Here is an 11,946-nt window from a genome sequence, read left to right as displayed (position 1 = left end):
GAGCAGGAAGCGCGTCGGTGGTCGATGACGACCCGGACCCGGTTTCGCGACGAAGTCGCCAGCGGCGGTCGCTCGGACGCGAGCCATAAAGGGGCCGCGAACACGCAGCGCCGCAGGCGCTGCAAATCGGACCCAGCTAGCCTGGTGGGCGACCCGACCCCGCTCAGTGACAGATCGAGGACAAGAATTCATGCATCGGACCCGTGGAAAGGTATTCGGCGTGGTTGTGGCGATTGCCGCAACCGGCCTGCTCGCCGCGTGCGGCGACAATGATTCGACCGCGACGAGCACGCCATCGCCTACCCGCACCACGACGGCAGCGGCGGCGACCACGTCGCCGGTCGCTTCGACACCCGCCGAAACCGGCCAGCCCGCTCCCGCGCCGGAGCAGCCCACCACGACGGTGGCGCCCGAGCGTCCGCAGCCGGTGCCGACCGAAGCCGTCCCGCCCGCGGACACCTCGAAGCTCACCGACAAGGACAAGAAGTTCCTGGATGAGCTGGCCAAGCAGGGTGTCACCCCGTCAAGCCCGGACATCGCGCTGAGCATCGGCGCGTACGTCTGCCAGGGCACCGCCGCGGGCGCGTCCGATCAGGATCTGATGACCTTCGTCAACGCCATGGCAGGTTCGGATCCGTCCTTCGACCCGGCGAAGATGCCGGTGGAGAAGGCCGGGCAGATCTACATCTCCACCGCTCGCGCCACGTACTGCCAGTGAGTTCGCGCGTCCGTTCGACCTCCCGCCGGTCCAAGCCGGCGGGATGCCTGCTCGTGATCGGCGGCATCCTGCTGATCATCCTGGTGGTCCTGCTGCTGTGGTACCTGCTAGCAGGGCGTTTGCGCCCGCCCGGCCCCGGGCCGAAACCGCCGGAACGCCCGACGTCGCAGCCCGCGAGCTGTCCGGATGTGCAGATGATCTCGGTGCCCGGCACGTGGGAGTCGAACAGCGCCGACGATCCGCACAATCCGACCGCCAACCCGGTGTCGCTGATGCTCAACGTCTCCGGCCCGATCACCCAGCGGTTCCCGAGCGAGCGGGTGGACGTGTACACCGTTCCGTACGTCGCGCAGTTCTCCAATCCGATCGCGATCCCGCCGGACGGCCAGCAGTCGTACAACAACAGCCGATCCGAGGGCACCCAGCGGATGGTCGACGCCATGGCCGCGCGGCACCAGGAGTGCCCGCTGACCACCTACGTGCTCGCGGGGTTCTCCCAGGGCGCGGTGATCGCGGGTGACGTCGCCGCGCAGATCGGTGCGGGCGCGGGCCCGGTGCCCGCCGATCTGGTGCTGGGCGTGACGTTGATCGCCGACGGACGCCGTACCGGCGACAACGGCCCGGGCCAGGCGATCCAGATCGGCACCCCGCCGCCGGGTGTGGGTGCCGAAGTCGCGCTGAAGGGGTTGAACGTGCCCGGCATCACGATGACCGGTCCGCGTCAAGGGGGCTTCGGCACGCTGGCCGGTCGCACCTACACCATGTGCGCGCCCGGCGATCTGATCTGCGACGCACCCCGGGAGGCGCTGAGTCCGTGGAACATCCTGGGCAGCGTGAACACGCTGGTCCGGGCCGCGGGAAACCCGGTGCACACCCTCTACAACAGTTTCGTCGTCGACGGCGACGGCAACACCGCGACGCAGTGGACGGCGAACTGGGCGGCCGGACTCATCGAGACAGCGCCGCATCCGGCTCATTCGTGAAAATTCACAGGCCGTGAGATACCCCGCACCCGATTGGCGTGACAAGCGCAACTCGAGTTGGGTAGCACGCTGTAAAGTGCGCTGGTGATCGCGACGCCGGGCACCACCCCAGCGCGGACCCGAAGCGGGCGTCGCGCCCGTATTTTCCTTACAGCCAGGAGCATGAGTTCATGACAGAAGCCGCCGCACCGGCCACCACGGCGAGCCGTGACGCGGATGCTGCGTTGTCCGCGCTGGGCACTCCGTTGCGCCCGTTCCGCTTCGCGGCGGCCGGGGAAGGAAACAAGCAGGAGGGCGGCGCGCGGAAGTTCGTGCAGACCGCTCAGCAGGCCGAGGAGTACGGCTTCGACACCTTCGTGGTGCCCGACCACCTCGGTGAGCAGATCGGGCCGATCGCCGCGCTCGGCGCGCTGACCCAGGCCACCGAGAAGATCCGGCTCGGCACGTCGGTGCTGGCGAACGGTTTCCGCCACCCCGTCGTGCTGGCCAAGGATCTGGCGACCATCGACGTGCTGTCCAAGGGCAGGCTCGAGGTCGGCGTCGGCGCGGGCTGGATCAAGGAGGAGTTCGAGAACGCGGGCATCCCGTACGAGTCGCCCGGTGTCCGGCTGGAGAAGTTGGACGAGTCGTTGACCATTCTCGACGTGCTGCTGCGCGGCCAGGAGTGCACCTTCGAGGGCAAGCACTACCAGGTCCGCGGCGTCAAGGGGACCCCACGGCCGCGGCAGGGCCCACGCCCCCCGATCTGCACCGGCGGCGGCGGTCCGAAGATGCTGCGACTGGCCGCCAAGCACGCCGACATCGTCTCCGTCGTTCCCGTGACCACCAAGAACGGCAAGGGCCTGCTCTCCGGTATCACCATCGAGAAGGCCGTGGAAAAGGTGAATCTGATCAAGGAGGCCGCCGGTGACCGGTTCGCCGACATCGAGCTGAACTGGGCCATCACCGCCATCGTGATCACCGACGATCGCGAGAAGACCGCGGAGATGGCGCTGTCGGCGTTGGACCGGGGACTGCACCCGAACCTGGAGGTCGATGTGCAGCTGTCCGTCGAGGACATCCTCAACTCGCCCTACGTGGCGATCGGAACATTCGAGGAGATCGCCGAGCAGATCCGCCGTGTGCGGCAGCTCACCTCGATGTCCTATGTCGGTGTATTCCCCACCCAGATGGACGCGTTCGCCCCCGTTATTCCCCTGCTGCGGGACGAGTGAGCCGGTCTTCTCTGTAACATGACTCTGGTTTGAGTACATCTAGCCGATAAGCGGTCACCGCGCAGACCGCACAAAATCTGCAGGCTGGCTCTGCACTTGGAGCACCCGCGGGCGAAAGCGAGTCGGGGCCTCACAGGTAAAAGCGGCGATCTCGCCGTCTTGCTGCGTGTGCCTCGGAGGAGAAGAAGGAATGGAAGAGACTTTCGACGACTACCTGGACGAAACCGGGAACATCCGCATTCCCGAGGATCACACCCTGGTTGATCACGTCGAGAAGCACACCCGGAACGACGCGAACACCCTGGCGTATCGCTACATCGACTACTCGCGCGAGCGCGACGGTGAGGCGCAGGAGTTGACGTGGCGTGAGTTCGGTATTCGGCTGCGCGCGGTGGCCGCTCGACTGCAGCAGGTGACCAACCCGGGTGACCGGGTCGCGATCCTCGCGCCGCAGGGCTTGGATTACGTGATCTCCTTCTTCGCCGCGATCTACGCGGGCACCATCTCGGTCCCGCTGTTCGACCCGGACGAGCCGGGCCACACCGATCGCCTGCACGCGGTGCTCGGCGACTGTGAGCCCTCGGCCATCCTGACCGCGAGCTCCTCCGCGGCCGGGGTCCGGCAGTTCTTCCGCTCGCTGCCCGCCGCCCAGCGCCCGCGCATCATCGCGGTGGACGCGATTCCCGACAGCGTCGGCGAGAGCTGGGTGCGCCCGGACATCGCGATCGACGACATCGCCTACCTGCAGTACACCTCGGGGTCCACCCGGGTGCCCGCGGGTGTGGAGATCACGCACCGCGCGGTGGGCACCAACCTGCTGCAGATGGTCGACGCGATCAACCTGGACTGGAACTCACGCGGCGTCACCTGGCTGCCGCTGTTCCACGACATGGGCCTGCTGACGGTGATCCTGCCCGCGGTGGGCGGCAAGTACATCACCATCATGTCGCCGAGCGCGTTCGTGCGCCGCCCCTACCGGTGGATCAAGGAGCTGGCCGCGGTTTCCGACGGCGCCGGAACCTTCGCCGCCGCACCGAACTTCGCCTTCGAGCACGCCGCGGCGCGCGGTCTGCCGAAGAACGGCGAGTCGCTGGATCTGTCGAACGTCATCGGCCTGATCAACGGCAGTGAGCCGGTGACCACCTCGTCGATGAAGAAGTTCAACGAGGCGTTCGCCCCCTACGGGCTGCCCAAGACCGCCATCAAGCCCTGCTACGGCATGGCCGAGGCCACGCTGTTCGTCTCCGCCACCAAGGCCGAGGACGAGGCCAAGGTCACCTACGTCGACCGCAGGGAACTCAACGCGGGCCGCATGGTGAAGGTCGACCCCGGTCACGAGAACGCGATCGCGCAGGTGTCCTGCGGCTACATCGCGCTCTCGCAGTGGGCGACGATCATCGATCCGGAGTCGGTGGAGTCGGGCGGCGGTCGCGAGGTGCCCGACGGGCACGTCGGCGAGATCTGGCTGCACGGCAACAACATGGGCATCGGCTACTGGGGCCGTCCCGACGAGACGGCGGCGACGTTCCAGAACAAGGTCACCGAGCGCCTGTCCGAAGGCAGCCACGCCGAGGGCACCGAGCCGGACGCGAACTGGATGCGCACCGGCGACTACGGCGTGTACTTCGAGGGCGAGCTCTACATCACCGGCCGGGTCAAGGACCTGGTGATCGTGGACGGTCGCAACCACTACCCGCAGGATCTCGAGTTCTCCGCGCAGGAGGCCAGCACCGCGCTGCGTCCCGGCTTCGTGGCGGCGTTCTCGGTGCCCGCCAACCAGCTCCCGGCCGAGGTGTTCGAGCAGGGCAGCCACTCCGGCCTGCAGTTCGACGCCGACGACGCGTCCGAGCAGCTGGTCATCGTGGGTGAGCGCGGTCCCGGTGCGGGCAAGGCCGATCCGCTGCCGATCGCCGACGCGGTGCGCGCGGCGATCTCCCAGCGCCACGGCGTGACCGTTCGAGACGTGCTGCTGGTGCCAGCGGGATCGATCCCGCGCACCTCCAGCGGCAAGATCGCCCGCCGCGCCTGCCGGGCGGCCTATCTGGAGGGAACGCTGCGGGGTGGTTACACCCAGCAGGCTTTCCCCGATGCACCGGAAGAGTAATTGCCAGGGGCGGCCTCGGACCGACCATCGACGCTCGGCGCCGAGCTTCTCGAGCGCCGAGCATCAAACACGGTACGCCCGGTACGCAGACAGGTAGCTTGAGGAATTGATGGCTGACAACGAGGGCACGCCCACCCAGACGACCGACGCCCCACCCGTGGAGACCGTCGCCGACGCGGCGGCCCCGGCCGAGTCCGCGAAGGGCGGCGCGCAGACCGACATGTCGGTGGCGGAGCTGCGTGAGTGGCTGCGGCGCTGGGTCTCCGAGGCGACCGGGCAACCGATCGAGCAGATCACCGTGGACCGGCCGATGGAGGAGTTCGGGCTCGCCTCGCGGGACGCCATCGCCCTCGGCGGGGACATCGAGGAACTGACCGGCGTGATGCTGAACGCGACGATCGTGTACCAGCATCCGACCATCGCCTCGCTGGCCGAGCGGATCATCAACGGCGAGCCGGAGCTGCCCGCGGAGTCGTCCGACGACGCCTTCTACACGGCGGGCTACGCGCCGGGTGAGGCACACGACATCGCGATCGTGGGTCTGTCGACGCGGCTGCCCGGTGCGGGCGACACTCCGGAGTCGACGTGGGAATTTCTCATCGGACGCGGTGACGGCATCCGGGAGCGGCCCGAAGGGCGCTGGTCGGAGTTCCTGGCCGAGCCGCAGTTGGCGGAAGCGGTCGAGAACGCCAACACCAGGGGTGGCTATCTCGATCAGGACGTCGTCAAGGGTTTCGACGCCGAGTTCTTCGCCATGTCGCCGGTCGAGGTCGAGCGGGTCGATCCGCAGCAGCGCCTGATGATGGAGCTGACCTGGGAGGCGTTGGAGCACGCCAGGATTCCGGCCAGCGAACTCAAGGGCGAGCCGGTCGGCGTGTTCATCGGCTCGTCGGGCAACGACTTCATGCTGCTCGCGGCGCTCGGCCTCGGCAGCGAGCGCGATCCGAGCGTGCCGGTATCGGCCGAGGCCTACGCGATCATGGGCAGCGTCACGTCCATCATCCCCAACCGGGTTTCCTACTTCTTCGACTTCCGCGGTCCGTCGGTGGCCGTCGACACCGCCTGCTCCTCGACCCTGGTCGCGGTGCACGAGGCGGTGCAGGCGCTGCGCAGCGGTGACGCCGACCTGGCGCTCGCCGGTGGCGTGAACATGTTGCTCGCGCCGATGGCCACGCTCGGTTTCGACGCCAATGGCGGCGTCGCCAAGGACGGGCACATCAAGGCATTCTCCAGCGACGCCGACGGCATGGTCCGCTCCGAGGGCGGCGGTCTGGTGGTGCTGAAGCGGCTCGCCGACGCGGAACGCGACGGCGACACGATCTACGCCGTGATCAAGGGCTCCGCGGTCAACAACGACGGGCGGTCCAACGGTCTGCTCGCCCCGAATCCCGACGCGCAGGCAGAAGTGCTGCGTCGCGCCTACCGGGACGCGGGCATCGCGCCGTCGGCGGTGGATTACATCGAGGCGCACGGAACCGGCACCCTGATCGGCGACCCGATCGAGGCCGACGCGCTCGGCCGGGTGGTCGGCCGGGGACGTGCGGCCGACAAGCCCGCGTTGCTCGGTTCGGCCAAGACCAACTTCGGTCACCTGGAATCCGGCGCCGGTGCGGCGAGCCTGGCGAAGGTGATCATGTCGTTGCACCACAACGTCATTCCGCCGAACATCAACTACGCCGGACCGAACCCGTACATCCCGTGGGATCAGGCGCACCTGAAGATCGTCGACGAGCCCACCGAGTTCCCCCGCTACAGCGGCAAGGCGACCATCGGCATCTCCGGTTTCGGATTCGGCGGCACCAACGCGCACGTCGTCGTCCAGGAGTACGTACCGACCGCGACCGAGACCGAGGCTCCGTTCTCCGAACTCGAGGCCCGGCTGGACGAGGACGCGGTGGCGGAGAGCGTCGACGCGGAGACGGAATCCGCGGCAGGCGACGCCGTGGCCGAGGCGGCCGAAGCCGACGCGGAATGGACCGCCGAGCGCACCGAGCCGCTGCCCCAGATCCTGCCCGTGTCGGGTTATCTGCCTTCGCGGCGTCGTCGTGCCGCCGCCGAGCTGGCCGACTGGCTGGAATCCGAGGCGGGCGCGCAGACTCCGCTCGCCGATGTGGCGCGGTCGCTGGCCAAGCGCAGCCACTGGCGTTCGCGCGGCGTGGTGCTGGCGAAGACGCACGAAGAGGCGATCGCCGGACTGCGCGCCATCGCGGCGGGCAAGCCGGGGACCGGCGTCTTCACCGCCGACGCGCCCGCGGCCATGGGCCCGATGTGGGTGCTGGCCGGTTTCGGCGCGCAGCACCGCAAGATGGGCAAGCAGCTGTACCTGGAGAACTCGATCTTCGCGAAGGCCGTCGACGAGGTCGACGAGCTGGTGCAGGACGAGGCCGGATATTCGGTGCGCGAACTGTTCCTCGACGACAGCCAGGACTACAACGTCGGCACCTCGCAGGTCGGCATCTTCACCATCCAGGTCGGCCTGGCGGCGCTGCTGCGCGCGCACGGCGCGGAACCCGATGCGGTGGTGGGTCATTCCATGGGCGAGGTCGCCGGCGCGTACATCGCCGGTGGTCTCTCGCTCGAGGACGCGGTGCGCGTGATCTGCGCTCGCTCCCGCCTTATGGGCGAGGGCGAGCAGATGATCAGCGACGACGATGTGCGCAACATGGCGCTCATCGAGTACAGCGCCGAGGACGTCGCGAACCTGCTGCCGGAATACCCGGACGTCGAGGTCGCGGTGTACGCCGCGCCGACGAACACGGTGATCGGCGGTCCGCAGGACCAGGTCGCGGCGATCGTCGCCCGGGTGGAGGCGGCGGGCAAGTTCGCCCGGGTGCTGCAGACCCGCGGTGCGGGCCACACCTCGCAGATGGATCCGCTGCTCGGCGAGCTGGCCGCGGAGCTGGCCGGTATCGAGCCGACCAAGCTGAAGACCGGCCTGTACTCGACGGTGCACAAGGAAGAGTTCTTCCGCTCCGGTCACGACCCGATCCACGACGAGGACTACTGGGTCAAGAACATGCGCCACAGCGTGTACTTCACCAACGCGGTGAAGCTCGCCGTGGACGCGGGGCACACGACCTTCCTGGAGCTGGCGCCGAATTCCGTCGCGCTGATGCAGGTGCTGGGCACCACCTTCGCCGCGGGCGTGCACGACGCGCAGCTCATCCCCACGCTCAAGCGCAAAGAAGACGAGTCCGCCGGTGTGATCGCCGCGCTCGCCCAGCTCTATGTCCACGGGCACAAGGTGGATCTGTTCTCGCTGCTCGGTGCAGGCGAGTACGCCGACGTTCCGCGTACCACGTTCGTGCGCAAGGAGTACTGGCCGAAGGTCCAGCTGTCCTCGGGCGGCAACGGCCGGGTTCCCGGTGCGCACGTGGCGCTGCCGGACGGCAGGCACGTCTGGGAGGTCCAGGCCTCCTCGGTGACCGATCTCGCCGGACTCGTGCGCGCCGCGGCGGCGCAGGTGCTCAGCGACGTGTCGCTGGGCGCGTCCATCCCGCACGCGCCGATCCCGGCCGCGGGCACGCTCACCACCACGCTCACCCCGCATCCCGGTGGCGCCTCGGTGCAGGTGCATGCCAAGGAGGGCAGCGCCTTCCGCCTGGTGTTCGACGCCGTGGTCACCTCCGGTGCTCCGCTGCCGGAACCCGTTGCGATCGAAACGGTCCCGGTGCCCGCCGCGCAGCCCCAGGGCGACGCCGACATCGAGGTGGTGGAAACCTTCGGCGACCGGTGGGATCCGAACGGCACGCAGACCGTCGAGGAGCGGCTCGCGCTGATCGTCGCGGAGTCCATGGGTTACGCGGTCGAGGATCTTCCGATGGAGATCCCGCTGATGGAACTCGGTCTGGACTCGCTGATGGCGATGCGCATCAAGAACCGGGTCGAGTACGAGTTCGACATCCCGCAGTTGCAGGTACAGGCTGTGCGGGACGCGAGCCTGCACGAGGTCGGCAAGGTGCTGCGGTACGCGATCGAGCACCGCGACGAGGTGCAGGCGATGGCGGATCAGCAGGCCGCAGACAAGGCCGCGGGCGGTACCGGCGAGCTGGCCGTCGACTCCGATTTCATCGCCACGGCCCGCGCGGCGCTGGCCACCGGGGCCGACCCGGTCGCGGCGGTCACCGGCAAGACGACCGACGCGCCCGAGGCAGCACCGGCTGACGCGCCGACGGATTCCGTTACGCCGGAAAGCGCTGTGCCCGAAGCCGTGGCGCCCGCCCCCCAGCCTGCTGCCGCACCCGCAGCCGTGTTCGGCGGCGCTGCCAAGCAGCCCGCCGACGAGGACGACGTCCCGCCGCGCGACGCCGCCGAGCGCCTGACCTTCGCCACCTGGGCGGTGGTCACCGGTAAGTCGGCCGGAGGCATCTTCAACACGCTGCCGATCCTCGACGAGGACACCGCGGAGAAGCTGGCCGCGCGCCTGACCGAGCGGGTCAAGGCCGAGGTCACCGTGGACGACGTGCTCGATTGCGAGACCATCGAGCAGCTCTCCGACATCGTTCGCAACCTGCAGGACAGCGGCGCGGATGTGGACGGTTTCGTGCGTCCGCTTCGGGCTCGCGCGGAGGGCTCGAACGCGGTTCCGGTATTCGTGTTCCATCCGTCCGGTGGAAACACGCTGGTGTACGAGCCTCTGCTGAAGCGTCTGCCCGCCGACACGCCGATGTACGGCTTGGAACGGGTCGACGGTTCCATCGAGGAACGAGCCCGCCAATACCTGCCCGAGCTGCGCAAGCTCCAGGGTGACGGGCCGTTCGTGCTGTACGGCTGGTCGCTGGGCGCGGTGCTTGCCATGCAGACCGCGCAACTGCTGCGGGCCGAGGGCGCGGACGTGCGCGTGGTCGGCCTGATCGATCTGGCCATTCCGACGCAGGGCGAGGACAACAGCCCCGAGGAGCGGGTGCGGCGGATCGAGCGCTACCAAACCTTCGCCAAGAAGACTTACGGCGTCGACGGCGAATTGGACCGCGAGCAGTTGGAGACACTGGCCGCGGCATCCGACGAAGAGCAGTTCAAGATGATCAGCGACCTGATCAAGATCAGTGGCGCGAAGATTCCCGGTGGCGTGCTCGAACACCAGCGCACCTCGTGGATCGATAGTCGCCACCTCGCCCGTACCCAACCGTCCCACTACGACGGCAACGTCGTGCTCTACCTCGCCGATCGCTACCACGACGGGATGATCGAGCTCGAGCCACGCTTCGCCGACCGGGTGCCGAACGGCGGCTGGGACGAGTACATCCCGAATTTGGAGGTCGTCCACATCGCGGGCGACCACCTGCAGATCATCGACGAACCGCGGATCGGCAAGATCGGAGCCGACCTGACCGCGAAGCTCGCCGCGATCGAGGCGAAAGGGGCCAAGTGAGCACTACTGCCGAGAAACTCGCCGACCTGCGCAAACGCCTGGATTTAGCGCAGGAGCCGGCGGGTGAAGCGGGCGTGGCCAAGCGGGCGAAGAAGGGTATTCCCAGCGCCCGCGACCGGATCAACATGCTGCTCGATCCGGGAACCTTCGTGGAAATCGGCGCGCTGGTCCGCAAACCGGGCGACTCCGCCGCGCTCTACGGCGACGGCGTCGTCACCGGGCACGGTTTGGTCGAAGGCAGGCCCGTGGCGGTGTTCTCGCACGACCAGACCGTCTACGGCGGTTCGGTCGGCGAGATGTTCGGCCGCAAGGTGGCCGGGATCCTGGAGTACGCCGCCAAGGTGGGGTGCCCGGTGGTCGGCATCAACGACTCCGGCGGCGCGCGCGTGCAGGAGGCGGTGACCTCACTGGCCTGGTACGCCGAGCTGGGGCGGCGGCAGGAGCCGCTGTCCGGGCTGGTCCCGCAGATCTCGATGATCCTCGGCAAATGCGCCGGTGGCGCCGTCTACGCCCCGATCAACACCGACGTGGTGGTGGCGACCGAAGAGGCGTACATGTTCGTCACCGGGCCGAAGGTGATCCGTGAGGTCACCGGCGAGGACGTGAGTCTCGAGGAACTCGGCGGCGCGCGCAGCCAGGCGGAGTACGGCAACATCCACCACGTGGCCAAGGACGAATCGGCCGCGTTCGAGTGGGTGCGCGACTACCTGAGCTACCTGCCGACCAGCTGCCAGGAGCTGGCGCCGATCGTGAATCCCGGCTTGGAGCCGGAGATCACCGACACCGACCTGGAGCTGAACTCGATCGTCCCGGACTCCGACAACTCCGGGTACGACATGCACGAGATCCTGCTGCGCATCTTCGACGACGGCGCGTTCCACGAATTCGGCGCTTCGGCGGGGCGCAACGTCATCACCGGCTTCGCCCGCGTGGACGGTCGCAGCGTCGGCGTGGTGGCCAACCAGCCGATGGTGTACGCGGGCGCGCTGGACGCCCGCGCCTCGGACAAGGCGGCGCATTTCGTGCGTCTGTGCGACGCGTTCGAGATCCCGCTGGTGTTCGTCGTGGACACGCCCGGGTTCCTGCCCGGTGTGGAACAGGAGAAGATCGGCGTCATCAAGCGCGGTGGACGGTTCCTGTTCTCCTACGTGGAGGCGTCGGTGCCGAAGGTCACCGTGGTGATCCGCAAGTCCTATGGCGGCGGTTACGCCGTGATGGGCTCCAAGCAGCTGGGCGCCGACGTGAACCTGGCCTGGCCGACGGCGCGGATCGCGGTCATGGGCGCCGAGAGCGCGGTCAGCTTGATCGGAGCCAAGCAGATCGACGCCGCGCCCGAGGACCAGCGGGCGGCGATTCGCCAGCAGATGATCGATTTCTACAACGCCACCGTGGCGACGCCGTGGGTGGCCGCCGAACGCGGATACGTCGACGCGGTCATCGAGCCGTCGACGACCCGACTGGAAATCCGTCGTGCGCTACAGCTTTTGCGGGATAAGTCCGTTGCCCGCAATCCGCGCAAGCATCACCTGCTGCCGTTGTAGCAACCGGTACACGAT

The 11,946-nt window shown here is 68.3% G+C and carries 6 protein-coding genes; all 6 read left to right on the top strand.

The features are described from left to right. The first annotated feature begins 220 nt into the window (after positions 1 to 220). The 6 genes from ACWESM_RS24545 (at position 221) to ACWESM_RS24520 (ending at position 11,931) form a co-directional block, all read left to right on the top strand. On the top strand, positions 221 to 718 hold the full coding sequence (locus tag ACWESM_RS24545; RefSeq protein ID WP_355073133.1) for a DUF732 domain-containing protein: 498 nt from the start codon (positions 221 to 223) through the stop codon (positions 716 to 718). Further along, positions 709 to 1,701 carry a cutinase family protein gene (locus tag ACWESM_RS24540; RefSeq protein WP_412808303.1) on the top strand — a complete coding sequence of 331 codons (993 nt, stop codon included), beginning with the start codon at positions 709 to 711 and terminating at the stop codon, positions 1,699 to 1,701. Before ACWESM_RS24545 ends, ACWESM_RS24540 begins: the two co-directional genes overlap by 10 nt. Before the next feature lie 170 nt (positions 1,702 to 1,871). Continuing rightward, entirely contained in the window at positions 1,872 to 2,915 is a 1,044-nt protein-coding gene (locus tag ACWESM_RS24535) for an LLM class F420-dependent oxidoreductase (protein WP_356963344.1), read from the top strand. Positions 2,916 to 3,105: 190 nt separating this feature from the next. Continuing rightward, positions 3,106 to 5,019: a long-chain-fatty-acid--AMP ligase FadD32 gene (fadD32, locus tag ACWESM_RS24530; protein ID WP_355073128.1), complete on the top strand. Its 1,914-nt coding sequence runs from the start codon at positions 3,106 to 3,108 to the stop codon at positions 5,017 to 5,019. 109 nt (positions 5,020 to 5,128) lie between these two features. Continuing rightward, complete coding sequence (gene pks13, locus ACWESM_RS24525) at positions 5,129 to 10,390, top strand: polyketide synthase Pks13 (protein ID WP_452493792.1); 5,262 nt, start codon at positions 5,129 to 5,131, stop codon at positions 10,388 to 10,390. Further along, the gene (locus ACWESM_RS24520) at positions 10,387 to 11,931 is read left to right on the top strand and encodes an acyl-CoA carboxylase subunit beta (RefSeq protein WP_355073124.1); all 1,545 of its coding nucleotides are present in this window, start codon (positions 10,387 to 10,389) and stop codon (positions 11,929 to 11,931) included. The genes pks13 and ACWESM_RS24520 overlap by 4 nt, the downstream gene beginning before the upstream one ends. Positions 11,932 to 11,946 lie beyond the last annotated feature (15 nt).

Source organism: Nocardia sp. NPDC003999 (assembly GCF_053604885.1).
The sequence above is the reverse complement of the archived record's forward strand: the minus strand, read 5'-3'. Positions and strand labels throughout refer to the sequence as shown.

Coding starts and splice junctions, on each gene's coding strand:
- ACWESM_RS24535 (WP_356963344.1), top strand. CDS start 1,872: ATGACAGAAGCCGCCGCACCGGCCACCACGGCGAGCCGTGACGCGGAT.
- fadD32 (WP_355073128.1), top strand. CDS start 3,106: ATGGAAGAGACTTTCGACGACTACCTGGACGAAACCGGGAACATCCGC.
- pks13 (WP_452493792.1), top strand. CDS start 5,129: ATGGCTGACAACGAGGGCACGCCCACCCAGACGACCGACGCCCCACCC.